22 protein-coding genes and 2 pseudogenes are annotated in these 25,603 nt (G+C 66.5%); 16 read left to right on the top strand and 8 right to left on the bottom strand.

Going from position 1 to position 25,603, the window contains the following annotated elements; all coding sequences use genetic code 11:
- Positions 1 to 2 precede the first annotated feature (2 nt).
- On the top strand, positions 3 to 254 hold the full coding sequence (locus tag B0G38_RS02100) for a hypothetical protein (protein WP_264667896.1): 252 nt from the start codon (positions 3 to 5) through the stop codon (positions 252 to 254).
- On the opposite strand, the gene B0G38_RS02095 is transcribed toward B0G38_RS02100, so the two are convergent.
- The 3 genes and pseudogenes from B0G38_RS02095 to B0G38_RS02085 all read right to left on the bottom strand — a co-directional run.
- Positions 251 to 2,497: a hypothetical protein gene (locus B0G38_RS02095; RefSeq protein WP_264667895.1), complete on the bottom strand. Its 2,247-nt coding sequence runs from the start codon at positions 2,495 to 2,497 to the stop codon at positions 251 to 253. The two genes, B0G38_RS02100 and B0G38_RS02095, sit on opposite strands and share 4 nt — an antisense overlap.
- Positions 2,498 to 3,022: 525 nt before the next feature.
- Positions 3,023 to 3,199, bottom strand: a pseudogene (locus B0G38_RS02090) (response regulator); the annotation flags it as partial.
- A gap of 46 nt (positions 3,200 to 3,245) precedes the next feature.
- Positions 3,246 to 3,341 (bottom strand): annotated as a pseudogene (locus tag B0G38_RS02085) (IS5-like element ISAs34 family transposase); the annotation flags it as partial.
- Positions 3,342 to 3,514: 173 nt separating this feature from the next.
- Between B0G38_RS02085 and B0G38_RS02080 the strand changes: the two are divergent.
- Entirely contained in the window at positions 3,515 to 3,694 is a 180-nt protein-coding gene (locus B0G38_RS02080; protein WP_264667894.1) for a hypothetical protein, read from the top strand.
- Positions 3,695 to 3,742: 48 nt separating this feature from the next.
- Here B0G38_RS02080 and B0G38_RS02075 read toward each other — a convergent pair whose 3' ends face one another.
- Positions 3,743 to 4,402: a response regulator gene (locus B0G38_RS02075; RefSeq protein WP_264667893.1), complete on the bottom strand. Its 660-nt coding sequence runs from the start codon at positions 4,400 to 4,402 to the stop codon at positions 3,743 to 3,745.
- On the bottom strand, positions 4,399 to 5,823 hold the full coding sequence (locus B0G38_RS02070; protein ID WP_264667892.1) for a sensor histidine kinase: 1,425 nt from the start codon (positions 5,821 to 5,823) through the stop codon (positions 4,399 to 4,401). Before B0G38_RS02070 ends, B0G38_RS02075 begins: the two co-directional genes overlap by 4 nt.
- A gap of 187 nt (positions 5,824 to 6,010) precedes the next feature.
- Between B0G38_RS02070 and B0G38_RS02065 the strand changes: the two genes are divergently transcribed.
- The 3 genes from B0G38_RS02065 to nagA all read left to right on the top strand — a co-directional run bounded on the left by B0G38_RS02065 (position 6,011) and on the right by nagA (position 9,117).
- Positions 6,011 to 7,111, top strand: a complete 1,101-nt coding sequence (locus B0G38_RS02065; RefSeq protein ID WP_264667891.1) for an ABC transporter permease — start codon at positions 6,011 to 6,013, stop codon at positions 7,109 to 7,111.
- 63 nt (positions 7,112 to 7,174) lie between these two features.
- Positions 7,175 to 7,867: an ABC transporter ATP-binding protein gene (locus B0G38_RS02060; protein ID WP_264667890.1), complete on the top strand. Its 693-nt coding sequence runs from the start codon at positions 7,175 to 7,177 to the stop codon at positions 7,865 to 7,867.
- A gap of 71 nt (positions 7,868 to 7,938) precedes the next feature.
- Positions 7,939 to 9,117, top strand: coding sequence for an N-acetylglucosamine-6-phosphate deacetylase (gene nagA / locus B0G38_RS02055; protein WP_264667889.1), 1,179 nt, complete (start codon positions 7,939 to 7,941; stop codon positions 9,115 to 9,117).
- A 65-nt stretch (positions 9,118 to 9,182) separates the two neighbouring features.
- Here nagA and B0G38_RS02050 read toward each other — a convergent pair whose 3' ends face one another.
- On the bottom strand, positions 9,183 to 10,628 hold the full coding sequence (locus B0G38_RS02050; RefSeq protein ID WP_264667888.1) for a phytoene desaturase family protein: 1,446 nt from the start codon (positions 10,626 to 10,628) through the stop codon (positions 9,183 to 9,185).
- 23 nt (positions 10,629 to 10,651) lie between these two features.
- Entirely contained in the window at positions 10,652 to 12,109 is a 1,458-nt protein-coding gene (locus B0G38_RS02045; protein WP_264667887.1) for a glycosyltransferase family 87 protein, read from the bottom strand.
- 109 nt (positions 12,110 to 12,218) lie between these two features.
- On the opposite strand from B0G38_RS02045, the gene B0G38_RS02040 reads away from it, so the two are divergent.
- From B0G38_RS02040 to B0G38_RS02015, 6 genes are read left to right on the top strand one after another with little or no spacing between them, the layout of a single operon-like run.
- Entirely contained in the window at positions 12,219 to 13,442 is a 1,224-nt protein-coding gene (locus B0G38_RS02040; RefSeq protein WP_264667886.1) for an acylneuraminate cytidylyltransferase, read from the top strand.
- Positions 13,442 to 14,356, top strand: coding sequence for an N-acetylneuraminate synthase family protein (locus B0G38_RS02035; protein ID WP_264667885.1), 915 nt, complete (start codon positions 13,442 to 13,444; stop codon positions 14,354 to 14,356). The genes B0G38_RS02040 and B0G38_RS02035 overlap by 1 nt, the downstream gene beginning before the upstream one ends.
- A 6-nt stretch (positions 14,357 to 14,362) precedes the next feature.
- The gene (locus B0G38_RS02030; RefSeq protein ID WP_264667884.1) at positions 14,363 to 15,334 is read left to right on the top strand and encodes a glycosyltransferase family 2 protein; all 972 of its coding nucleotides are present in this window, start codon (positions 14,363 to 14,365) and stop codon (positions 15,332 to 15,334) included.
- A complete protein-coding gene (locus B0G38_RS02025; protein ID WP_264667883.1) occupies positions 15,331 to 16,782 on the top strand; it encodes an alpha-2,8-polysialyltransferase family protein in 1,452 nt (483 codons plus the stop codon). Before B0G38_RS02030 ends, B0G38_RS02025 begins: the two co-directional genes overlap by 4 nt.
- An 8-nt stretch (positions 16,783 to 16,790) precedes the next feature.
- Positions 16,791 to 17,810 (top strand): hypothetical protein, encoded by a 1,020-nt coding sequence (locus tag B0G38_RS02020; protein ID WP_264667882.1) that lies wholly within the window; start codon positions 16,791 to 16,793, stop codon positions 17,808 to 17,810.
- On the top strand, positions 17,807 to 19,126 hold the full coding sequence (locus tag B0G38_RS02015) for a DUF6716 putative glycosyltransferase (protein ID WP_264667881.1): 1,320 nt from the start codon (positions 17,807 to 17,809) through the stop codon (positions 19,124 to 19,126). Before B0G38_RS02020 ends, B0G38_RS02015 begins: the two co-directional genes overlap by 4 nt.
- Positions 19,127 to 19,202: 76 nt before the next feature.
- Here B0G38_RS02015 and B0G38_RS02010 read toward each other — a convergent pair whose 3' ends face one another.
- Entirely contained in the window at positions 19,203 to 21,437 is a 2,235-nt protein-coding gene (locus B0G38_RS02010) for a catalase (RefSeq protein ID WP_264667880.1), read from the bottom strand.
- A 143-nt stretch (positions 21,438 to 21,580) separates the two neighbouring features.
- Between B0G38_RS02010 and B0G38_RS02005 the strand changes: the two genes are divergently transcribed.
- From B0G38_RS02005 to B0G38_RS01985, 5 genes are all read left to right on the top strand, one after another.
- Complete coding sequence (locus B0G38_RS02005; protein ID WP_264667879.1) at positions 21,581 to 22,585, top strand: DNA topoisomerase IB; 1,005 nt, start codon at positions 21,581 to 21,583, stop codon at positions 22,583 to 22,585.
- Positions 22,586 to 22,600: 15 nt separating this feature from the next.
- Positions 22,601 to 22,993, top strand: a complete 393-nt coding sequence (locus tag B0G38_RS02000) for a DUF1622 domain-containing protein (RefSeq protein WP_264667878.1) — start codon at positions 22,601 to 22,603, stop codon at positions 22,991 to 22,993.
- Positions 22,994 to 23,036: 43 nt separating this feature from the next.
- A complete protein-coding gene (locus tag B0G38_RS01995) occupies positions 23,037 to 23,462 on the top strand; it encodes a hypothetical protein (protein WP_264667877.1) in 426 nt (141 codons plus the stop codon).
- Between the two features lie 81 nt (positions 23,463 to 23,543).
- Positions 23,544 to 24,221: a DUF6766 family protein gene (locus B0G38_RS01990; RefSeq protein WP_264667876.1), complete on the top strand. Its 678-nt coding sequence runs from the start codon at positions 23,544 to 23,546 to the stop codon at positions 24,219 to 24,221.
- 168 nt (positions 24,222 to 24,389) lie between these two features.
- Positions 24,390 to 25,475, top strand: a complete 1,086-nt coding sequence (locus B0G38_RS01985; protein ID WP_074701332.1) for an inositol-3-phosphate synthase — start codon at positions 24,390 to 24,392, stop codon at positions 25,473 to 25,475.
- Positions 25,476 to 25,603: the final 128 nt, after the last annotated feature.

Below are 25,603 nucleotides of genomic sequence, written 5' to 3'. Positions count from 1 at the left end.
TTATGTTATTCCTTTCGACCTCGGAAGCCCTGCTCTGGCCGCAACTGCGCAAACTGGAACCGGGCCAACGGATGCGTCTTCGCCGTGGCGTCGTGATCGGGCGGGCCAGGGACGGCAGGGCCTACCTCGACGGCGCCTTCCGGATGCTGGTTACCGGCCCGTCTGCCGAACCTTGCGGTCCCTGGTGCCGGCTCGGCGCGGTGGCCGAAGCCGGCACACAGGAAGATGATGCGCAGGACGCGCGGGCGTCCTAATCGAAGGTCACGGTCAGCTTGTCGCCGTCGATGGACACCGCGCCCGTAAATAGGAGTCCCCGGGTTGTCTCCTGCTGCTTCCATTCCTCCCGGTCATCGGTGAAGGAGACGTTCTCCTCGTAATTGAGCGAGACTTCGCCGTTCCGGGCGGTCAGCATGAATCCGTCGTCCAGCCAACTCCGCGAGACGTCGTACTCCGGCTCGGTCTCCAGTTTCCAGCTAATCGCGCGGTAGTTTTCCTCATCCCGCCAGGCGAAGGCAGCATTGGGGCAACTCTGGGGCTGCAGTTCCTTTGCCTCGATGCATTTGGCGAGATAGGCGTTCGCCTGTGCCGCAGCATCTGCTGCCACCGCATCCGTCATCGCCTGTTCGAAGACCGCTGTCTCGGGCTGCGCACTGCTGTCGACCGGCACCCGGACGGTCTGCTCGGAACCGTAGCTGATGTACTTGGTTCCTTCCGGCGCCGAGACCACATAGTCGCCCGGCAGGACCGGAACGAGGGCACGGACGCCACCCTGGAAGTCCTCCTGGCCGCCGGCGATTTCCACCGCGACGCCGTTGACCTTGATGTCCTGCCGGCCTGCCGGCAGCTCCAGCGGCAAGCTCCAGCTCCCGCCGGACGCGATGCGCCAGTCCTTGAAGACGACGGCCGTTCGGCCCTCCTGCTCTAGCTCGAAAGTCAGCGGTGTTGTCTTCGCGTCCTGGACGACGTCGGCGACGACCATGGCTGTATCTTCTGTTGTCACCACGTCCCGGATGCTGAAGCCCGTAATCCGGTTCTCCGCCGCCGCGAAGATCTCATCGTTAAAGAGGACGCGCTCCGCCGTGGCAACGTTCGGGTCCAGCAGGGCGGTTGCGGTAGAGGCTTCGCCGTTCTGCAACGCCGTGAGGTACTGCTCCACCTTTGCCTGAGGTCCATAAGCGCCGGTTGCCAAGATGTTGTAGGCAATACCGGCCCCGATTCCGACCACGGCAACGGCTCCAACAGACCAAGCGGCGATCTTGAGGCGCTTCTTTGCCGAGGCCGACAGCGGCGTCGGCTGGTTTTCAGCCTGGCCTGGCCTTCCCGCAGCGGCAGAGTCCGCGGCCGGATATAGCGCGGCCGAGGTGCCGGGATCAACGCTCATGGCTGCGCCGGAAGGAGCTCCCGCGGTCAGAAAACCGCGCATCTTTGCAGGGGCATAGGGGGCGAGCGCGGGCGCAAGATACCTGGCGGATACCTCGATGATTCCACCCCAAATACCCATAACCAGAAAGGTCCAGCCTGCCAATCCCATGGTGCCGGAGAAGGAGATGAAACTGCCGGCAGCCGTGGCCACGATCGTGGTAACCAAGGCCACCGCTGCTCCGCCACAGGCGAAAACAATCGGCAGGGTCAGCCACGAATGCCATCCAGCAAGCGCATCACGGCCGGTTCCCCGGCGCTGCGACCACAGCAAGGACGCTGCAAGCGCGGCGAGCACCGTCAGCAGCAGCAACAATGCCGCTTGCCACCACCCGGCTTCGAAAACATACATGGTTCCAGGCTGGCCGAACACGTTCAAGCCGGAGAGGTGTCCTGTTCCATACGCCCATGCGGCAGCGGTAGGGAGCCACAAGGGGGCGGTGAAGGCGGCTGCCGCGCCGCCTTCCACTGCTGCTGCCACAAATAGCACGAGGCCCGCCACCGTCAGGTACGCCAGAACGTGCCACCCGAATACCCGCACCGCTTGGGCCGTACGAACAACAGCCTGCCCAGCAGCGGAGGCTGCCGGTAGCGTCTTGGCTCTGCCCGCATGGCGTCCGGCCACACTACAAACTGTGCCGATAGCAAACGCCCCCAGGAACAACCAGGCCGAGGCACTGTCAACGTTGAGCGTGACAGCTTCCATTTCGCTGCGCACCGCTGTCAGCATTGCGAGCCCCACGGCAATCACGGCAAGCGCCAGTCCTGTGGAAGCGGCGAGAACCCAGCGCTGGCTTGTCCGGACCACGCCGGCCTTCCGTTCAAAATGCCTGCCGAGCCACCACAGGCTGAGGGCTGCAAGGACCGTCAGCAGCACTGGCACGGCCCAAACCTCGCCGCGCATGCTCAGGAACATTCCCAGGACGCCAGCCTCCCCGGAAGCACTTACCGGGCCAAGGAAAGCCATCCCGACCAACAGGAACGGCAGGGTGAAGATCATTCCGACACCGCTCTCCATCGGGTCCACGCCGATGGCTTCCTGCGCGGACTGGCCCAGATCGCTCCCCGCTCCAGACATCAGAGAACCCGCCACTGCCAGCAGGAGCACGAAGACAGATCCGCCCAGAACAATTCCATAAGTGATTGCTGCCGAGGCCGCTGCCTTGAGCCAATGCTGTTTACCGAGACCGTCAAACGGACCGCGTTCTGCAGCGGAGCTCGGCACTGAAGGTCCAGCCGGTTCGGAGACGGTTGCTGGAGCCTGCTCTGGCCGCGGTGGAGGTGAGTCATGCAGTTCCGCGCCGTGCGCGGGCATACCGGAAGGGCCGGTGTTCATAAAGGTTCCCCTGAAAGAGACGAAGTGAAGAGACTGGACTAAGTGGAGCGATTTGGTGAATCGTTTCTACCGTAACCAGCAGGTATGACGTTTATGCACTGCGTTACCCCCACTGTGGATAAACGTTGCCGGGACGATCGGGAACGGTTGTGCACATTCGCGGAGCTGTCGCCGGCACCTACAGCTTTTTCAGCCTGCAGTCAGGCCGGGCGGATGATCCGGCGCTTGCTGGCCTCGGCGGTCAGGACGGCCTCGCGGATCTGCTCCGGCGGCGAGGATGTCCGCGTCCGTGTCGTACGTGGTCAGGATGAGCACCGGCGGGGCGGGCCTCCCGGCATCGCCGTTGGCCCTGATCCGCGCCGTCGCGGTCACCCCGTCCATGCCCGCGCCCATCTGCAGGTCCATCAGCACCATGTCCGCGGGGTACTTAGATCCTTGAGCCAGATGGTGATGGCTCTGAGAACGGCTGCGGCGCGGTGTTTGCGGTTTACTCCTGGTCGCTGCGTTCGGGGATCACTGCGTGAATAAAGGGTCGGCGCAGCAGCTCCCGGATCGCCATGGACGAGTAGACTTTGTCGGCCAACGCGCGGTCCGGGCCTGGTCTTTGCCCGGCCAGGTACGCGATCTGCTAGGAATAGCAGCGGCTGATGGCGGTTCATAAACGCGAAATCTAGTCGAGGGAAGATCATCATTCCGGCTAGAGTTGTTGCCGCTGCCTCAGCGACGAGGTGGGAATTCAATCAAAGAAAGCAACGACGCATGAACTTTGAATCGCACTCCGTGACGCTCAAGATCTGGGACCGCTCGACCACGAACGAATCGCTGGATGCCGCAGTCGCCGACGTTGCCCTGAGGGCAAACGTCTCGAAGGATCTGGTCAGAGTCACACGGAGCGGGCCCAAAATCTTCACCATCGGTGTCGCCAGCGACCTGTCATAGGACGCCTTAACCGACATTCCTGGGCGCACCCGACTGACCCTGCGAGAATCAGGCCGGGCGGATGATGCGGCGCTTGGTGGCCTCGGCTATGGCAGCCGTGCGGTTGTCCACACCAAGCTTGGCGTAAATGTGCACCAAGTGGGTCTTGACAGTGGCCTCGGAAATGAAGAGCTTGCGGGCAATTTCCTTGTTCGGCATGCCGGTGGCCAGCAGTTCCACCAACTGGACCTCGCGGGCGCTGAGCGCGGGCTCGGGATTGCGGATCCGGCCCATCAGGCGGGCCGCGACTTCCGGCGCAAGTGCGGTGCGGCCGGCTGCGGCGGCCAGGACTGCTTCGCGGATCTGCTCCGGCGGAGCGTCCTTAAGCATGTAGCCGGCGGCACCGGCCTCCACTGCGGCGAGGATGTCCGCGTCCGTGTCGTATGTGGTCAGGATGAGCACCGGCGGCGCGGCCTTCCCGGCATCGCCGTTGGCCTTGATCCGCGCCGTGGCCGTTACCCCGTCCATGCCGGCGCCCATTTGCAGGTCCATCAGCACCACATCCGCGGGCTCGCCCAGGGCGGCCAGACGGTCCAGCTCCTTTAGCGCGGCAGCCCCGTCCGCGGCTTCGGCCGCCACGGTCATGCCTTCGAAGTCGGAGAGCATGGCCCGGAGTCCGGCGCGCACCACGGGATGGTCATCGACCAGCAGAATCCTGATCCCGCTCACTCCCGCTCCTCCCCCACGCCAGTCAGGAGCGGCAGCCGGATGGCCACCACGGTTCCCTCACCCGGCGCGGATTCCAGGTCGAGCCGGCCGTTCAGCGCGGCAACCCGTTCCTGCAGCGACAGCAGGCCGAAGCCGCCGCCCTCTCGGTCTCCGTCTCCGTCCCCGTCCCCGCGCCCAGCCGCCGCCGAAGAACCAAGGCCCGTGCCGCCGTCGTACTTTGAAGGATCAAACCCTACGCCGTCGTCGTAAATATCCAGTGTCACGTCCTCGTCCAAAAACCCTAGAGTAACGACGGCGGTGCGTGCCTTCGCATGCGCCAGCACGTTCGCCAGGCTCGCCTGCGCCGCCCGGAGCAGCGTGACCTCGTACGGGGCGGGCAGCCGGACGCTGTCGCCGTCGAGGTTGAAACGGCAGCGTAGCTGGTCCCCGCGCGCCGCGGCCTGCCGCTCGGTGGCCGAACACAGCCGGGCCAGGCTGTCGGCCAGGACGCTGGCGCCGTCCTCGCGCGGTTCCAGCTGCGGGGAGGACAAGCCACGGATGAACCGACGCGCCTCGGCCAGGTTCTCCGAGGCCGTGGACTGGGCCAGCCGGATGCGCTCGGCCGCCGTCGCGGTGTCGCCGGCGTCCAGCGCCGTGGCGGCACCGCGCGAGACCAGCACGATGCTGGACAGGCCCTGGGCGAGTGTGTCGTGGATTTCCCGTGCGAGCCGGCCGCGTTCGGCGAGCACCCCGGCGTCGTGCTGGGATTGGGCCAGCTCGGCGCGGGTCCGGCGGAGCTCGGCGAGCGCACGCCGCTGGTTCTCGCCGTCGAGATACAGTGCCCGGTACGCCATCGCCATGAACACGGCGAACACCGCCCCCACCATCGGACCGATCAGCATCGGCGGTTCCAGCCGCCCGTTGTGCCACCACTGGGACAGAATCACCACGCCGGTCAGCATGGCGACGGCGAACACGGCATGGGCGGTTTGGAGCACGTGCAGGTGGAGGAAGAACAGGGGGAAGGCCAGCCAGACGAAGTTGCCGCTGACCGCCACGAGCGCCACCCAGAGCACGGTCACCAGCGCCAGCCAGGCCGCCCCGTAGCGGCGTGGATCCGGGCCGGTCCCGGTGGTGCTGTGCCGCTTCTCGACGATCGTGCCGGCTAGGTAGACGCCGGCCAGCAGAAGCCCCAGCAGCAAGGCGAGCCAACTCAGCTGCGCATGCGGGGCGTTGATGAGTGTCAGGACGACGGCGAAGGCAAGCAAGCCAGCGAAGCCGGTGTGCAGCCCGATCCGCAGCACGCGGAGCACCAAGGCACCCGCCGACGGCTGAACGGGCCCGGATTCTGCAGGTGCCCGGCCGGATCGGCTCGCTTCGGCGAAGCCCGGCCCGGACTCGGGCCAGGCCTCGGTCTCGGTGGGCTCGGTCGGGACAGACATGCTCCCAGCGTAGCCACCACACGGGCAACGGGCATCAACCATTCGGTTGACGGTGGAATCAACCCTCTGTCCGCGGCGGATCAACCGGTTCCGCGATGTGCCCGCGAGGCTTCCGCGAAAGGCTGGATACAGCGGCCGAACGGCGGCCGAACGGCGGCCGAGCACTCCACCGAAAGAAGGAAAAATCGTGTTTTTGGCACTGCGGGACATCCGGTTCGCGAAGGGCCGTTTCGCCCTGATGGGAACCGTGGTGGCCCTGATTACCCTGCTGCTGGTCATGCTCTCCGGCCTCACGGCGGGGCTGGGCAACCAGTCCATTTCCGCCATCGCCGGGCTGGCCCCGGCGGCCAACACCGTGGCATTCGGCGCGCCGGAAGGAAACGAGGCGAAGGCTTCCTACACAGAGTCGCAGATTACCCGGGACCAGCTGGACACCTGGCAGCAGGCGGACGGGGTGGAGCATGCCGAGGCCTTCGGCGTCGCGCAGACCCGTTTCTCCGCCGGCGGCACCACTAACGTGGCAGTCTTCGGAGTCGAGCCCGGCGGCAGGCTCGCCCCCGCCCCCGTTGCGGACGGGACGGTGATCCTCAGCCAGACCATTGCGGACGAGCTGGGCGTTGCCGCCGGTGATCCCGCAGAAGTTGCCGGTCGGCAGCTGCTGGTCTCCGCCGTCGTCGACGACCAGTGGTATTCCCACACGCCGGTGGTCTGGACCTCGCTGGAGCAGTGGCAGAAGATAGCCCATATTAACGACGGCGGGGCCGCCAACGGTCCGATCGCCACCGCCGTTGCGGTGCAACTGGCCGACGGGGATGCTGCCGGAGCCGCCGCTGCCGCGGCCAATCAAGCCGCCGGTACCGTGACCACATCCGTGACCGGTTCGTTCCAGGCACTGGGTTCGTACAAGAGCGAGAACGGCTCGCTGCTGATGATGCAGGCCTTCCTCTACGGGATCTCGGCGCTGGTGATTGTCGCCTTCCTGACCGTCTGGACCATCCAGCGCACGCGGGACATCGCGGTGCTCAAGGCCATGGGCGGCTCGGACGGCTACCTGCTCCGCGATGCCCTGACCCAAGCCGCGATCGTCCTGGTTGCCGGGGCCGCCGTCGGTGGTGGCGTGGGGGTTCTGGGCGGCTACTTCGCTGCCCAGGCCGCGCCGTTCCTGCTCACCGCGGCCAGCACCGTGCTGCCGATCGTCGGGATCGTGCTCCTGGGCATGGCCGGGGCCGTCGTCGCGGTCCGCCGCGTGACCAAGGTGGATCCCCTGACCGCCCTCGGCGGCAACTGAGCCTCCGGCGCAACCGAGCCCCAGCTTCCCGAAATCCGCACTCTCCAGCTAAGGACAACACCCATGACTGCAGTACTGAACCTCGTCAACACCACGCTCGAGTACCCGGACGGCGATTCCACGGTCACCGCCCTGGACAGCGTTAACCTGTCCGCCCGGGCCGGCACCATCACCTCGCTGGCAGGCCCTTCGGGCTCCGGCAAGTCCTCGTTGCTCGCCGTTGCCGCCACGCTGATCCGGCCGACGTCGGGACTCGTCCTCCTCGACGGCGTCGACGCCACGGCCCTCTCAGCGCGGGAAACGGCCGTCCTGAGGCGTGAATCCATCGGCATCATCTTCCAGCAGCCCAACCTGCTCGCCTCGCTCACCGCCGTCGAGCAGCTGCAGATCGCAGAGCACCTGCGCGGCGGGTCGCCGAAGAAGTCGAAGGACCGGGCCCTGGAACTGCTGGACGTAGTGGGCCTCGCCGATTCCGCGCGACGCCGCCCGCACCAGCTCTCCGGCGGGCAGCGCCAGCGGGTCAACATTGCCCGCGCCCTGATGGGTGAGCCGAAGCTGCTGCTGGTGGACGAGCCGACAGCGGCGCTGGACCACGAACGCTCCGAAGCGATTGTCCGGCTGCTGGTCCGCGTGACCCGCGAGTTCAAGGTAGCCACGGTGATGGTCACCCACGACACGGAGTACATCCCGTTGACCGACGCCGTCGCCACCATGCGCGACGGCAGGCTGACGGCCCTGGAACAGGTCGCCGTTTAGGACCTAACGCTCTACTGTCGAGGTGAGTCAGTCCATTTCCGATGTGCCGATCCCGGGGAACAGTGAGGCCCATGCGCACCGTCATCCATTCCGCCCGTCGCATCGTCGGCGGGGAGATCGACGCCGACGCTTGGGTGCTCCTTGAGGACGGCCGAATTACCGACGCGGGCAACGGCAGCTGGTCCGGAACAGTTGACGGTCAGGAGGCTGCGGCCATTCGGGAGGTCGATGCCAGCGGCGCCTATCTGGTGCCGGGTTTCGTGGATATGCATTGTCATGGCGGCGGCGGTGGTTCGTTTGACGACGGCGACACCTCCCGCGGCCCGCTCACTCACCTGGCCCACGGAACCACCAGCCTCCTCGGCTCGCTCGTCGCCAATCCGCTCGAAGTCCTGGAGGCCACGCTGCGGCGGCTGGCCCTGGACGCTCCGGCCAGCGCGACGGCGAAGGGTTTCCACCTCGAGGGACCGTTCCTCGCGGCCAGCCACTGCGGCGCCCACAACCCTGACTTTCTCACGGCGCCCACGGTTGAAGCCGTGGACCGGCTCGTCGAAGCCGGCGGGGGCCTTTTGCGCCAGGTGACCATCGCCCCGGAACTGGACCCCGGTTTTGCGGCCATCCGCCGACTGGTCGACCACAAGGTAGCGATCGCCGTCGGACATACGGACGCGGACTATGACACTGCCCGCGCTGCTTTCGACGCCGGCGCCAGCATCCTCACCCATGCCTTCAACGCCATGAACGGCCTGCACCACCGCGCGCCCGGCCCGGTCGCCGCGGCGTTCGACTCACCCCACGTCACCCTGGAACTGATCGCAGACGGGCACCACGTCCATGACGCGATGCTCCGGTTGGCGTTTCAAGCCGCCCCGGGCCGGGTTGCCCTGATTACCGACGCCATGGCCGCGGCAGGCTGCAGGGACGGCAGCTACCACCTTGGTTCGCTCCCGGTTGAAGTGAACGACGGCGTTGGCCGGCTGCCCCCCGGAGGTCCAATCGCCGGCAGCACGCTCACCATGGATGCAGCGGTGCGCCGTGCCCTTGCTGCCGGGATCCCGCTGCCGGAGGCAGTCGCCGCAGCCACCTCGGTACCGGCCGGTGCCGCCGGTCTGGACAGCGGTGGTGCAGGAAACCTAGCCGTAGGGTCGCCGGCAGATCTGATTCTGCTGGACCAGAACCTGCGGCCGCACCGGATCTGGCAGGCCGGACAAGAGCTACCAGCAACAAAGGGGCAGGTCCAGCAGGACTAACCATCCGGGCTCTGATGGACCCCGCCAAACCAACCGGCCGGGATCCCGGTCTACGCAGCCGGCACTTACGGCCCCAGCGCGGGCATCGGCAGCCCGAAGTCCTCCTTCAACGCCAGCCGCGCGGCGTGGTAGCCGGCCATTCCGTGTACTCCAGGTCCAGGCGGCGTGGCCGCCGAACACAGGTACACCCCGTCCAGCGGCGTCTTCCACGGCTTGGTGCCGAGTACGGGCCGGGCCAGCAGCTGCGCGACATCCACCGCGCCGGTGCCGAAGTCCCCGCCGACGTAGTTCGGGTTGTACTGCTCGTATTCCGCGGCGGACATACTGTGCGAGGCAACAACGACGTCGGAAAAGCCCGGCGCGGCCGCCTCCAGCTGCGCGGTGATCACGTCCGTCATGTCGCGGGTGGAGCCCTGCGGCACGTGGCAGTAAGTCCACAGGATATGGCGACCCGCCGGGGCCCTCGTGGCATCAAAAACGCTCGGCTGGGAGACCAGGACAAAGGGCTTATCGGAGTGCCGTCCGCGGGCAATCTCCTTCTCCGATGCCGCAACCTGTTCGCGGGTTCCGCCCAGGTGGACGGTTCCTGCCCGGGCTAGTTCTGCGTTGGCCCATGGAACGGGTTCGGACAGAATGAAGTCCACCTTGCCAGCGCCCGGGCCGTACCGGTAGGAGATCAAGGACTTGGCATAGCCGCGCGGCAGCCGTCCGCCGGCCAGCCGGACCAGCTCCTGCGGCGAGGTATCCAGCAGCACCGTCCGGGCATCGGTCAGTTCGGCCAGGGAATTCACCTTGTGGCCGGTGACCAGCTTGCCGCCGTGGTTCTTCAGGTCGCGGACCAGTTCGTCGATGATGGCCTGCGAACCGCCCACGGGCAGCGGGTACCCCACGGCGTGCGCCAACGAGCCGAGCATCAGTCCAGCTCCGGCAGCCACCGGCCGCTGCAGGCCGCCAGGCGTATGGGCCATCACGCCGGACAGCAGTGCCGGAGCAAGGTATTCCTTAAAGCGCATATTCCAGGCCGGGCTCCCCTGCTCCAGCGAACGCAGTCCGTACTGCAGCGCCGAGACCGGATGGCGGGGCAGCCGCAGCAACTGGTTCATGGTCAGGTCCAGCACGTCGCGGAAATGCGTGACCAGGGGTTCCATCAGCGACCGGAAAGCCTGTCCGTCGGTGCCCAGCGAAGCGGCGGTGCGGTCCAGGTCCCGGTAGGCAAGGGCGGCTTTCGCGCCGTCGATAACGTGCGAATAGGAGATGTCCGGCGTGATGAGTTCGATCCGCTCTGCCAAGCCGAAGTCCCGGAAGAACGGCGCTGCCACCGCCATCGGATGGACTGCCGAGCAAACATCATGCCAGTGCCCCGGTTCCATCAGTTCGGTCGTGCGGGCGCCGCCGCCGGGCGTTGCACCGCCCTCGAAGACCGTGACCTTAAGACCGGCCCGCGCGAGGATGACCGCCGCCGCCAGGCCGTTCGGCCCGGATCCCACCACGGCCGCATCGGGAAGTGACATGTACGTTCCGCCTTCCTGCCGGTTTACCGGCTGCCGATCCGTGAACGCCATTTGTGAACAGCGTAGCTGTCCAGCACCAGCACGTCGCCGGAACGGTCGAAGGGACCGCCCTGCGGATCGTCGGTCTCCAGCCGGCGGACCGGATCCTGCTCGGGGTGCAGGATGGAGCGGACAACCTTGTAGGCGATGTATGCCGTCGCTGCTATATGCGCGAGCACGGCCAGCACATAGTAGGCGCCGTCGATGTTGTGCTCCGGCGCGCCGCCGCTGGTGAACTGCCCCAGGTACATCCAGACGGCCCACCAGTGCAGCAGCTCGACGAACTGCCAGATCAGAAAGTCCCGCCAGCGCGGGTAGGCCAGCGCCGCCAGCGGAACCAGCCACACCACGAACTGCGGGGAGTACACCTTGTTGGTCAGCACCAGGGCCGCCACAATCAGGAACACGATGGACGCCAGCCGCGGGCGCCGCGGGGCTGACAGCACCAGCAGCGCGATCGCGATACAGGCCAGCAGGAACAGCACCAGCGACGCCCGGTTGATGAACTCCGGGCCCAGCTGCGGCAGCCCTTGCCCCTGCACAGTGGTGTTGTAGGCGTACCAGATCGAGGAGTAGCCGGCCTCGCGGTCGCGGCTGAACCCCAGGAAGAAGGCCCAGCCGGCAAAGTCGGCCAGCATGAAGGGCAGGTTAACGGCCAGCCAGGTTCCCGCCGCGGTGGTCGCCGTGACCATCAGCGGCCGGTACTTCCCGGTCCGGATGGCCAGCAGCAGCACGGCGCCCAGGATCAGCAGCGGATAGATTTTCATGGCGGTGCCCAGCCCGATGAACACCCCGGCCAGCACCAGCCGTCCGCGCGCGAAGGACAGCATGGCCAGCGCCGCCAGCATGGCCGCCCAGAGATCCCAGTTAATGGTCCCGGCCACCACGATCCCGGGCGCCAGCGCCACCATCGCGGCATCCCATGGCCTGCGGTGGCTCATTCTCGCCGTCGTAATCACGGTGATGATCCAGACCACGGCGACCAGCGTCGCATTCACGTCGAAGTAGGCCAGCGAGCGTTCCGCCGACACCCCGGAGCCGGGAACTAGCAGCGCCGTGAATCCGGCCAGCAGTCCCATCAGCACCGGGTACTCGAAAACACCGCCTGGCGTGAGGAAGGGGAACATGCCCTCGGCAAGCCCGCGGGTTTCGAACAGGACGGGCCAGTCCGAGTAGCAGCCCATGTAGAAGTAGTCCGGCAGGACCCAGCCGGCCACGCGGCAAGGCGTCTTGACCAGCACGGAGAGCAGCGCCGCCAGCGTGGTGAGCACAATCAGCACGCGTTCCACCGTGAAGAAGCCCGGCTCCACAATCCCGGGGGCGGTCCGGTGCCCCAGCGGCCCGCCGATCAGCTCGGTAAACCGGCGCAGCAGCGGATCGTTGCGGCTGGGCACCACAATGCGCAGCGGCAATCTGCGGCGCGATGGGCGGAACCGGGGCATGGCACCAACAGTACTGGCCGGTCCTGGTTAACAAAACGTTGGCTATCGATAACCTCCCCTTAACCTTAGGCACCCCGTCCGGCCACTCGGGCTCCCTACGGTGGCTTCAATGAGCACCACCGATCCCCAAGAAGTTCTGGTTGTGATCCCTGCCCGCGGCGGTTCAAAAGGGATTCCGTTCAAGAACCTTAAGCCAGTTTCCGGCCGTTCCCTCGTGGCCCGCGCCGTGGAAGCCGCCCGCAACACACCCCTGGTGACCGACGTCGTCGTCAGCACGGATTCCGCCGACATCCGGTTCGAGGCCGAGCGTTTCGGCGCCCGCGTTGTTGAACGTCCGGCCGATCTCTCCGGCGACACAGCCACCAGCGAATCCGCCGTCCTGCACGCTCTGGACGCCCTCGACCAGGAGTTCGGCACCCAACCGGTCGTCACCGTACTGCTGCAGTGCACCTCCCCCTTCATCGATCCCGCCGACCTCAACGAGGCGGTCCGCAAGGTTCTCGACGGCGAGGCGGACGTGGCGTTTTCGGTCGCCGAAAACCACAACTTCCTCTGGACCAAGAACGACGACGGCGCCGTCACCGCCGTGGGGCACAGCGCGGACTTCCGTCCCCGCCGCCAGGACCGCGAACCGCAGTACCGCGAGACCGGCGCGTTCTACGCCATGCTCACCGAGGGCTTCACCGAGCGCAAGCACCGCTTCTTCGGCCGGCTGGACCTGCAGGTGGTCCCCGCCGAGCACGCCATCGAGATCGACTCGCTCGAAGATCTGGCCCTGGTCCAGGCGATGGCTGTCCCCACCGAGGCCACCGCCGTCGACGTCGATGCCCTGGTGATGGATTTCGACGGCGTCCACACCGACGACCATGCCTTCGTCAACTCCGAAGGCGAAGAGTTCGTCCGCGTCAGCCGCGGCGACGGCATGGGCATTGCCCGCCTGCGCAGGGCCGGAGTGCCCCAACTGATCCTCTCCACCGAGACAAACCAGGTGGTGACCGCCCGGGCCAACAAGCTCGGCGTCGACGTCGTCCAGGACGTCAGGGACAAGGCCGAAGCAGTCTCCGAATGGATGGCTGTGCGCGGACTTGATCCCGAACGCGTTGCCTTTGTCGGCAACGACGTCAACGACCTGCCCGCCATGGGCAAGGTCGGTTGGCCCGTGGCCGTGGCGGACGCCCGGTCAGAGGTCAAGGCGGCAGCGCGCATCGTGCTGTCGCACAACGGGGGTGAAGGGGCGGTCCGCGAAATCTGCGAACTCGTCCTCGCCGCCCACACGGCCGCCGCCACCGGCAGCCGGAACGCAATTGCAGAAATGACAGAAAGAGCCTCCTGATGACTACCGAAGCAACCCAGAACTACCTTCCCACCGGCGCTCCGGCACCCGTCGCTATCGGTGACGTTCAGGTCGGCGCAGGCCAGCCCGTTTACGTGATCGGCGAAATCGGCATCAACCACAACGGCGACATCGAGATCGCCAAGCAGCTGATCGACGTCGCTGCCGCCGCCGGTGCCAACGCCGTGAAGTTCCAGAAGCGCACCCCGGAAATCTCCACCCCCGCCGACATGCGCGACAAGATGCGTTCCACCCCGTGGGGCGAAATGACCTATCTGGACTACCGCTACCGCGTCGAGTTCGACATGCCCATCTACGAGAAGCTGATCCAGCACGCTGCTGACAAGGGCCTGCACTGCTTCGCTTCGCCGTGGGATGTTCCCTCCGTGGCGTTCATGGAAGAGGCCGGCGCGCTGACGCACAAGGTTGCCTCCGCTTCGGTCACCGACATCGAATTGCTCACCGCCCTGCGCGAAACCGGCAAGCCGATCATCCTCTCCACCGGCATGTCCACCATCGAGCAGATCGACAAGGCCGTGGAAACCCTCGGTACCGATAACCTGATCCTGATGCACGCCACCTCCACCTACCCGCTGCCCCCCGAAGAGGCCAACCTGCGCATGATCACCACGCTGCAGGAGCGCTACCAGGTGCCGGTGGGCTACTCGGGCCACGAGCGCGGCCTGCAGATCTCCCTGGCCGCCGTTGCCCTCGGCGCGGTGACCGTGGAACGCCACATCACCCTGGACCGCACCATGTGGGGCTCGGACCAGGCGTCCTCGCTCGAGCCGAAGGGCCTCGAAGCGCTGGTCCGCGACATCCGCATCCTCGAAGATGCCATGGGCGACGGCGTCAAGCAGGTCTTCCCGGGCGAGCTGGCCCCGCTGTCCCGCCTGCGCCGAGTGGATGCATAAGTACCTATGAACAAGCCATTACTGAGTGTCATCGTTCCTGCGAAAGATCAGGCCCCTTTCATCCGCGATTCGATGACCAGCCTGATGCGCCAGTTCGATGACCCCTCGGTAATGGAGATCATCGTCATCGATGATGGTTCCACCGACGGGACCGGGGAGCTGGCAGCGGCCTTCACCAGCCAGCTCTCCGGCCTGAAGATCCTCCGGAACGAGACCGCCCACGGGGTGGCCACCGCCCGGAACCACGGTCTGGACGAGGCCACCGGCCGCTACATCACCTTCCTGGATCCGGATGACTGGTACGCTCCCGGCCACCTGCCCAAGATCACCGCGGAGATCGAACAGCTGGGCGTGGACTTCCTCCGCGTGGACCATATCCGCCACACCAACGGGATCCGCACCATCCACAAGGCTCCGCAGGCCCGCCGCGGGGTCCGGCTGAACCCGCGCGACGATATTGCGCCGTACAACCTCTCCACGATGGTGGACTACCCCTTCCCGCCCTTCGGGATTTTCGACGGCGGACTCAAGGACGCGGGGATGCTCCACTTCCTCGACGGCCGGCAAACCGCTGAAGACCGGCCCTGGGTCTGGCGCCTGCACCTGAAGGCCGAGTCCTATGCCGTGAGCACCCAGCTGGGCGCCTTCTACCGCCGCGGCGTTTCCAGTTCGCTGACCCAGGTCTTCGACCGCCGCCAACTGGACTTCCTGCCGTGCTTCCAGGAGGTCTTCCGACTGGTCGCCGAAGACCCGGAGCCGGAGCGCTTCTGGCCCAAGGCGGCCCGCCAGTTCCTGGCCATCGCCTGCCACCAGCTCAAACGCGCCGAACAGATGGACAAGCACTATCTGGGCGAGCTGAACACCGGCATCCGGGCTACGCTGGACACCCTGCCGGAACATGTGTCCGCGGAGAGCCTGGCGCTGCTCGACCACAAGCGCCGCCAGCTGATCAAACCTGCACTTCGGAGCGCCGCATGAAAGAGCTTTTTGTCGTCTCAACGCTGTACCAGTGCATTTCGCTGGCAGCGGCCGTCGATAGCGGCCGCATCCCGGAGCGCGGCGCCGAACGTATCCTCGTCCTGACCAACAGTGCCCTGATACCGGAAGTTTCCGTTCCGTTCCACGAGTCCGCCGGCTTTACTGAAGCGGCCTCCCGCTTCGACCGGACGGTGGATCTGAGCGAGCTGCTCTGGCCCCGCCGGCCCGGCCAGTTCAACCCGCGCGGCGAGGAACTCGATATCTGGGAGCGGCTGCTCCGCGGGAAGTGGGAGCTCGGCGACGGCCCGCTGCACCTCTATGTGGAGTCGATCCAGGTCAATCCCGCCGTCGCGCTTTGCCGTGTTTTTGCCAGTGCCACGATCTCCGTCCACTCCGACGGCCTGATGAGCTACGGCCCCACCCGGAACCGGCTGCCGCGCGATCTGGCCCAGCGCCTGGACTCGCTGCTGTACGTGGACTTGGTGCCCGGCCTGGTCCCCCAGCTGCTGCGCGAGCACAACCCGCAGCTGGTTCCGATCGACGCCGCCGCCCTGCGCCGCCGCATGGAAGAACTCGCCGCCGCCCTGCCCGAGGAAACCGAGGGGCCGGCCGCACTGGCAGGAACGCCGGCGGCGAGCACGAACGACGGCGAACCGGCTGCCGGCGGCACGGCGCTGATCCTGGGCCAGTATCTCTCCGAGCTGGGCATCCTCTCCACCGAGGAGGAAATCGAGCTGCACCGGGACATGCTGCAGAAGGCAACCGACCGCGGCATCCGGCACTGCATTTTCAAACCCCACCCGAGCGCCGGCCCGGGCGCGGTGACCTCCATCCAGGCCGCCGCCGTCGAACTCGGTTTGGACCTGAAGGTCATGACCTCCACCAGCCCGGCAGAAGTGGTCATGCAGCGGCTGCGGCCCGAGCTCGTGGTCAGCTGCTTCTCCACCGCGCTGATGACTGCCAAATACCTGTTCAAGATCGACGCCGCAGCCGTGGGAACCGAGATCCTGCTGGAACGGCTCACCCCGTACCAGAACAGCAACCGCATCCCGGTGACCATCATCGACGCACTCCTCGAGCGGGACTACACCGCCCCGGCCGAACAGGTTGAGACCGCACAGGCGGCGGACGAGACCACCACGCCCACCGCCGTTGAGGCTGCGCAGAATACGACGGCGGCGGTTCCGGCCGCGCCGCTGCAGCAGCTGGTGGAAGCCGTGTCCTACTGCATGCAGGCCGAGACCCTGGAAGTCGCCCGCGACAGCGCCGTTGCCTTCCTGCACCAGGCCCAGCACACGTCCGACATGCGTTACTTTAAGCGCCGCCGGCTGACCAAGCTGGACCTGCCCGGTGCCCTGCCGGGGCGCCAGGTCCTCCTGCCGCTGGGCCGGGTCCGCCGTGTGGGACGGCGGGCCGCCAAGCGTGTCCTGACCGTACTGGGCAAATGACGCAGGCAGTGCTTCCCTCGCAACAAGTAGCCCGGCCGCGCTTCGGCCGGGCAGCGGTCTGGGCGGAGTCCCCGCTGCAACTGCTCAGTGCCGTCGAAGCCCACGGTGCCGGGCTGCTGGGCCGCGAAACGACCATCCATCCGCGCGGCGACGCCATCGGCATGAACGCCACCCTGGCCTCACTGATGGAACAGGTTCCGGCCGGCGTGCATTTCGCCGCGCCGACCTCGACCATCCCGCCGCTGCGGGAGCCGGGGCTGGACCGCTGGGTGATCGGCGACGCCTACTCGGGTAAGGTCCAGACCGAATTGCTGCGCGGCGCCGGCGGCAAAGAAGTGGTCATTCTCGACGACGGCCTCGCCACCCTGAAGCTGTTGGCCACCCTGGCCCGGGACCGGCCGGCTCCGTTGATCCGGCCGCGTGCCGCAGCCCGTGCCTCACGGAAGGCCCTGGGCCTGGCCAGTTGGTGGGCGCTGCGGCGGCTCGCCGGTCAGGGCAGGCTCCTGGTATTCACGGCGCTGCCCGTCCCCGCGGCACTGGAAACCAAGTTCCGGGCACTAGGTGGCCACTTGGAGCGGCACAAATTTGAGTGGCTCGGCACCCAGCCGGTCACCGAGACGATCTACGAACCCACGGTGGTGGTCGGCTCCGCAATGCCGGCGGACGGACTGATCCGGGCCGAGCCCTACATGGATTGGGTCCGGTCCCTGACCGAAGACGGCCCCGTGGGCTACTTCCCGCACCGCCGGGAAACTCCCGAGGTGCTGGACGCCCTCGCCGAACACCCGCTGATCACCGTGAACGAGCACACGATCCCGGTGGAAATGCGGCTGCGCGGACTGCGCTCCAACCAGACCGTGCGTGCCCTGCCATCCACGGTGCTCGCTTCGCTGCGGCTCATCCTGGCTCCCAACTCGGTCCCGCTCAAGGGTCAACCGGTGCCGGCCGACTGGTGGACGCCGGGCACCACGCAGGAACTGCGCCGACACCTCAGCAGCTCCCTCGACGACGGTTTGGGGGCGGCATGAGCAGCAACCAGCCCGGTGGCACGAACGGCTTCCAGTCCGCGGGCATCGCCTACACCGCGGCCGCCGCGGTGCCCGGGCAGCCGCGCCGAGCCCGGCACAAGATCGTGGCCGTGGCCGACAGCGATTCCTACCTCAAGTTCGCCTGCGCCACCCTCGATGCCCTCGGCCCGGAATGGGACCGCGAGGTCCTGCTGGTCCGCTCCCCCATCGCCCCGACGCGGGAGCAGACCACCGCGGCGGTGGCCGGCACCTTCTGCGCCGGAATGACGACGCCGGTGATTCCCGTTTCAGGCTTGCGCACCGCCTTGGCGGGTGCCGACGTCATACTTGCTGCTGCCACCGGCCCCGTGGCCGAAGAGGTCTACCTGCACGCCAGCCGGCTCACCCCGCGACCGGCACTGGTGTCGGGCCTGCCCGGCGTGGCCTTCCCCGCCACCGAGAAGGCGCTGCAGTTCCGCTCGCTGGGCGACGCGTTCATCACGCACAGCCATGCCGAATGCCGCGCGTTCAGTGACCTGGCCGATCAGCTGGGTCTCCAACAGCGCGTCCTGGTGTCCCGGCTCCCCTTCCTGAAATCGCCCGCACGGCCGGAGCCTGTGGAGGAACCGCTGACCCAGGTGGTCTTCGCCCCGCAGGCAAAAGTCCCCGTCCTGAAGGACGAGCGCGTCGCCATCCTGCAGGCGCTGGCGGCGCTCTCGCGGCGCAGCGGCTACCGCGTCCGCGTGAAACTGCGCGCCTGGGCCGGCGAACCGCAAACGCATCTGGAGCAGCACCCGTTCGATACGTTGTGGGGAGAACTGGTCGCCTCCCGTGCCGTGGCCGGCCACGAACTGGAATTCTGCACCGGGTCCATGGCCGAGCAGCTGGTGCCCGGCACCGCCATGGTCACGGTCAGCTCCACGGCCGCCCTGGAAGCGATCGACGCCGGCCTGCCGGTTCTGATCCTGTCCGATTTCGGCGTCAACGAAGAGATGCTGAACCGGGTGTTCGTCGGTTCCGGGCTGCTGGGCACGCTGGCCGATCTGAAGGCCGGGCACTTCTTCCACCCGGAGGCCACCTGGCTGCGGGACAACTACTTCCATTCCCAGACCGTTCCGCTGGCGGATCTGCTGGCTACTTACGCGGGCCGGGCTCGCGCGGGGAAACTGACCGTGGACGCGGACCGGCTCGCCGCCGCCAAAAAACGCCGCTGGCGGCTGCGGATCCGCACGGCGCTCCCGATGCCGGCGCTCAAGCTGATCCGCAAACTGCGCAACGTCCAGGCGGAACAGGCCGCGGGAAACTCCACCCAGACCTCGGGCCAACAGCCCGCCTGACGCCTGACTTCCTATCCGCGGCCCGCAGCCTCCCGCCGGCCAGCCGAAGCCGCCCCGGCGGGAGTTGCCTGCGGAGTTAAGCGGAGACCGGGAAGCGCTCCCAGACCCGGTGCTTCGCGAGCAGTTCGGCAATGCCTTCCAGCACCGCCGGACCGTCCCCAATAACGACGCCGGGTGCCTCCTCGGGGATGCCGGCTGCGGCAAGCGCGTGGGCAACGTGGTCCCAGCCGCCGATCGCCTTCGCATGGCGGTAGGCCTCGGCCAGCATCAGGCTGACCCGTGGGTCCACTGCGGGATGGCCGGTCGGGTCGCCCGCCTTCGCATCCCGTCCGGCGGTTGCGTCCGCTCCGGGTGCCGCAGAACCGGCCACCAGGATGGCGTCGAACTCCACCGACCGTGCCGTCAGGTAGGTCCGCTGCACGGTCAGTCCCCCGGGCAGCTTGCCGCCCTTGGGCGCGATGATCAGCGGGACCATGCCGCCGGCGTGGATGGCTTCGCGCGCCGTTGCCAGGGCGTCCTGGTCGCTGCTGTCGTCGGCAATGATGCCCACCACCCGTCCGGCCAGCGGCCAGGACTTGCCCAGCTGGGACAGCGCGGGGCTCGGCTGCACGTCGTCCTCCAGCGTGCGGGTAGGCGCGGGCGCCGGCAGTCCCAGGCCCTCGGCCACCTTGGCGCAGAGTTCGCCGTCGATATTTGCCAATGCCTGCAGCTGGCGGACCCGGATGTTCTCCTCATAGCACTTGCCGAGCTCAAAGGTGTACGCCTGGGCCACGTGCTCCTGCTCCACGGGAGTGAGCGACTTGAAGAACAGCCGCGCCTGGCTGAAGTGGTCATCGAACGACGCCGGTGCTTCGCGGACTTTCGCCGCGGCCGGCAGCTCCTGCGGCACCTCGATGTAGGCGCTCATGTCCTCGCCGGCCAGGAACGGGCAGCCGCCGTCGAGCGAATTCGGCCGGTACGGGGCCACGCCACCATGCACCGCAGTCTGATGCATGCCGTCGCGGAACATGTCATTGACCGGAGCATGCGGACGGTTGATCGGGATCTGCGCGAAGTTCGGCCCGCCGAGCCGGCTGAGCTGGGTGTCCAGGTAGGAGAACAGCCTCGCCTGCAGCAGCGGGTCGTTGGTGACGTCGATGCCGGGAACCAAATGTCCCGGGTGGAAGGCGACCTGCTCGGTTTCGGCGAAGAAGTTCGTGGGATTGGCGTTCAGCGTCAGCGTGCCGATGATCTGCACCGGGGCCAGCTCTTCGGGCACAATCTTGGTGGGATCCAGCAGGTCGATACCCTCGAACATCTCGTCCGGGGTGTCGGGGAAGGTCTGGATGCCCAGCTCCCACTCCGGGAAGGCGCCGGCTTCGATCGCATCGGCGAGGTCGCGGCGGTGGAAGTCCGGATCCGCACCGTTGATCATCAGGGCTTCTTCCCAGACCAGCGAATGGATACCCTGCTTCGGCTTCCAGTGGAACTTGACCAGCGTCGTCTCGCCTGCAGCGTTCTGCAGCCGGAACGTGTGCACGCCGAAACCCTCCATGGTGCGGAAGGAGCGTGGAATTCCCCGGTCGGCCATGAACCAGATGGTGTGTGCCTGTGCTTCGGTGTGCAGCGAGACGAAGTCCCAGAACGTGTCATGCGCGCTCTGGGCCTGCGGGATTTCCCGGTCCGGATGGGGCTTTGCCGCGTGGACCACGTCCGGGAACTTGAGGCCGTCCTGAATAAAGAAGACCGGAATGTTGTTGCCCACCAAGTCGAATGTGCCCTCGTCCGTATAGAACTTGGTGGCAAAACCGCGGGTATCGCGCACGGTGTCCGCCGATCCGCGCGAGCCGACAACGGTGGAGAACCGGGTGAAAACCGGGGTTTCCACGCCGGCGGCCAGGAAGCCGGCCTTGGTCACGCCGGCGGCCGCGCCGTTGGCCACGAAGACACCATGCGCGCCGGCACCCCGGGCGTGGACCACGCGCTCCGGGATCCGCTCATGGTCAAAGTGCATGATCTTTTCGCGCAGGTGGTGGTCCTGCAGCAGGCTGGGACCGCGCGGCCCGGCCTTCAGCGAGTGGTCCGTGTCGTACAGCCGGGCACCCTGCGCGGTGGTCAGATAGGCACCGCTCTGGCTGTTGGCGCTCTTCTGCGCTCCCGTGGGCGTCCCGGTCGGGGAGACCATTTCCGGCGCGTCCTGGTCCGGCTTCGGCGGCAACGGGCTTTGCGGTTCGGTCCGTTCTTCCACTGCCGGCGGCTCCACTGAGGGAGCTCCGGGGATGGGTACGTCGTTGGCGGGCGTGCTGCTCTCGGGCGTGCTCTTCTCAGCCATGCTGATACTCCAATTCGTTGAAGTTGCAGCCCTGCCGTTTCAGGGCTCTTTGGCCCACCCTACTAAAATTAGTAAGCAAGCTGAATACTATGGTGGAGAAGCGGTTTCAGGCCGCCAGCAGTGCCGACCAGAAAGGAGCCGCAGTGACGCTTCAGCAGCAGAAACCTGCCCGCAAGCCCCGGCTGAGGCGCATCAACTGCAACGGCCCGGGGATCGGCCGCCGCCGGTATGGCAAAGGCTTCAGTTACCGGACGGCGGACGGCACCAAGATCACGGATGTGGAAACAGTGGAGCGAATCAACCAGCTCGCCATCCCGCCCGCTTGGCGCGACGTCTGGATCAGCCCTGTCGCCAACGGCCACATCCAGGCAACGGGTATTGACGACGCCGGCCGGCGCCAATACATCTACCATCCCCGCTGGCGGGAGCTGAAGGACCGCGAGAAGTTCGACCGCGCACTGGACTTCGGCGAAGCGCTGCCCAAGACGCGCCCCGGCATCACCCGAATCCTGCGCTCGGAAGGTCCCACGGAACAGCGTGCCTACGCTGCCGCCTTCCGCCTGATCGAGGCTGCGGGGCTGCGGATCGGCAACGAGGAGTATGCGCAGACCAACGGCTCCTTCGGCGTGACAACCATCCAGATCCGGCATCTGCGGGTCCGCGGATCCGTTGTCGAACTGGACTTTCCCGCGAAGAGCGGCCAGCAGTGGACCGGCAGCATCGAGGATCCGGACCTGGCCGAGGCTCTGAAACCCCTGCTCAAAAACCGCGGACCGGACGAGCAGGTCCTGGGCTACCTCAACGACGACGGCGAATTCACGCCCATCAGCAGCGCGGGCCTGAACGATTTCATCCGCGAACAATGCGGGGAGGACTTCACCGCCAAGGACTTCCGGACCTGGCAGGGCACCGTGGCAGCCGCCATCGCGCTGGCCGCCCACCCTCCGGAGCGCAGCAGCCCCACCGCCCGGAAGAAAGCCGTGGCCGCAGCCATGCGCGAGGTCGCCGAGCACCTGGGCAACACCGCCACCATTGCCCGCAAGTCCTACGTGGACCCGCGCGTCATTGACAGGTTTATGAACGGCGAAACGATCGACGCCAACACCTACCGCGCCGCCGAACGCTCTCTGCGCGACCTGGTGAGCTGACGCGAAGGAGCGAGCATGGAATTCCAGCAGGTTATGGAGACCGCCGGAAAGGCGGTGGACGCCGCGGGTGTGGTCGCCATCGTTCTGGGAGCGGCGGTTTCCACGGGGCTGGCAGCGGCGGACTGGTTCCGTGGCGCGCGGCACACAGTTTATGAAACCTACCGGCGCCGACTGGGACGCTCCATTCTGCTGGGTCTCGAACTGCTGGTAGCTGCAGACATCATCCGCACCGTAGCCGTCAGCCCTACCTTTCAATCCGTAGGAGTGCTCGCCATCATTGTCCTGATCCGGACTTTCCTCAGTTTCTCGCTGGAACTGGAAATCACGGGGCGTTGGCCATGGCAGAAACGGTCCTCCGAAGACATTAACCGTCCGGAGGGGTGGACCGCTTTGCCTCATCAGTCCTAAGTCTTGGTACGGTGAGCTCAGAAACCGTAAGGAGGCTTAGGAGATGGTCCCCCGCAGATCCTGCACTCGCGCACCCGTGGTGGGTGCCGCCGTCGTTCTTGGAGTTTTGGCCCTGACCGGCTGCACGAGCCTGAACCCGGGCACTGAAGAGGCAACGACGACGGCGCAGGAGTTCCACTCGGCCGTTGCCGCCGGTGATGGCGCAACGGCCTGCAACCTCCTCGCCCCGTCGGCCGTGGAGGAGCTGGAAGACGGCGCCCCGGGCGCCTGCGCGGATGAACTGCTGCAGCTGGTCATTCCCGGCGCGTCCGAGGTCACCGAGAGCAAGGCCTACGGCACCAATGCCCAGGTACTGATGGACCAGGACACGGTTTTCCTGACCCGCTCCGGCGACACCTGGAAAGTCACCGCGGCCGGCTGCACGCGGCAAGGCGAACGGCCGTACGACTGCGAAGTGGAGGGGAACTGATATGCGCTGGGCATTCTGGCTCTGCCTCGGCGTCATCGCCGCGGGCCTGCTGTACATGTTTGTGATCGGCGTGATGGCTCGATGAAGCACAATCCCTTCATCACCAACGGACTGAGCATCGGCTTCGGCCTGCTGTTCCTGTTTTCGCTGGTCGGGCAGGCGTTCTCGGGGCTGGCCTACTACAACGAGCAGCAGGTGTCCTCGAAGCTGGACGAGATCGGGCTCCTGCAGTACGTCACGTCCTCCAGTTTTGTGGTGGATGTGGCGGAGAACTGGCAGTCCGAGTACCTGCAGTTCACGCTGCTCATTGTGCTGGCAGTCTGGCTGGTACAGAAGGGCTCGCCGGAATCCAAGGAGATTGAAAAGCGCGGGCAGCAGTCGGATAAGGAGCAGCTGGTGGGCCAGTTCGCCAAGCCCGACTCGCCAAAGTGGGCCAAGACCGGCGGCTGGCGGACCGCGGTGTTCTCCAATTCGCTGGGTTTGGTGATGGGCTCGATCTTTGTGGCTTCCTGGCTGGTCCAATCGGTTGCCGGCTTCAGCGCCTTCGCGGAGAGCCAACTGGCCAATCTCCAGGATCCCGGCACCTGGACCGAATATTTGGGCTCGCCCGAGTTCTGGAACCGCACCCTGCAGAACTGGCAATCCGAGTTCCTGGCAGTATGGTCCATGGTGATCCTCGCGGTCTACCTGCGCCAGCGCGCTTCGCCGGAGTCCAAGGCCGTGGGCATGCCGCATGATAAAACCGGAGCGAGCAACTGACCCAGCGTTGGCTGATCCCGAATCGGGCCGATCAGCGACCGGCCTAAAACTCGCGGCCCATCACAGGAATGTTACGTCGCGGCTAATGGTTGAGTAACAAAGTAGAATAGGCAAGTTGCCCGCCCTCGGCGTGGCGGCTAACAGATTTGTATTTTTTGAAGGAGAACCGTGGCAGAGAACCCCATCAGGGTCGCGATCGTTGGCGTTGGTAACTGTGCGGCCTCGCTGGTGCAGGGCGTCCAGTACTACCGGGACGCGGATCCGGATTCGACCATTCCCGGCCTGATGCATGTGCAGTTCGGCAAGTACCACGTGAACGACGTCGAGTTCGTTGCCGCGTTTGATGTGGACAGCAAGAAGGTCGGGCTGGATCTGGCGGACGCCATCGGTGCCAGCGAGAACAACACGATCAAGATCGCCGATGTCCCGGCCACTGGCGTGACGGTGCAGCGCGGCCACACCCTGGACGGTCTGGGCAAGTACTACCGCGAGACCATCGTCGAGGCGCCGGACGAGCCCGTGGACATCGTGGCGGAGCTGCGCGCGGCCAAGGTCGATGTCATGGTCTGCTACCTGCCGGTCGGTTCCGAGGCCGCGGCGAAGTTCTACGCTCAGTGCGCGATCGACGCCGGCGTGGGCTTCGTCAACGCCCTGCCCGTGTTCATCGCAGGCACCAAGGAGTGGGCGGATAAGTTCACCGCCGCCGGTGTCCCGATTGTCGGCGATGACATCAAGAGCCAGATCGGCGCGACCATCACGCACCGGGTGATGGCGAAGCTGTTCGAAGACCGCGGCGTGACCCTGGATAGGACGTACCAGCTGAACGTCGGCGGGAACATGGACTTCAAGAACATGCTCGAGCGGGACCGGCTGGAGTCGAAGAAGATCTCCAAGACCCAGGCCGTGACGTCCAACGTCGAGGCCGAACTCCACGCGGACGATGTGCACATCGGCCCGTCCGACTACGTGGCCTGGCTTGATGACCGCAAGTGGGCGTTCGTCCGGCTCGAGGGCCGCAACTTCGGCGACGCCCCGGTGTCGCTGGAATACAAGCTCGAGGTCTGGGATTCCCCGAACTCCGCCGGCGTGATCATCGACGCCGTGCGCGCGGCGAAGATCGCCCTGGACCGCGGCGTGGGCGGTCCGATCCTGTCGGCGTCGAGCTACTTCATGAAGTCCCCGCCCGAGCAGTACAACGACGATATCGCCCGCGACAAGGTCGAAGCCTTCATCCGCGGCGACATCGAACGCTAAACCCTCTGGTATCAGAGGGCTTCCAGTCCCTCGCTGCCAGCCCTTAGCCATTTCGAAGGTCCGGACCGTTACGGCGGTCCGGACCTTCGCCGTTTCCTGCCTGCGCCAACCGGATTACCCGCTTGCCT

Source organism: Crystallibacter permensis (genome assembly GCF_025960875.1).
GTDB classification, from domain to species: domain Bacteria; phylum Actinomycetota; class Actinomycetes; order Actinomycetales; family Micrococcaceae; genus Crystallibacter; species Crystallibacter permensis.
The sequence above is the reverse complement of the archived record's forward strand: the minus strand, read 5'-3'. Positions and strand labels throughout refer to the sequence as shown.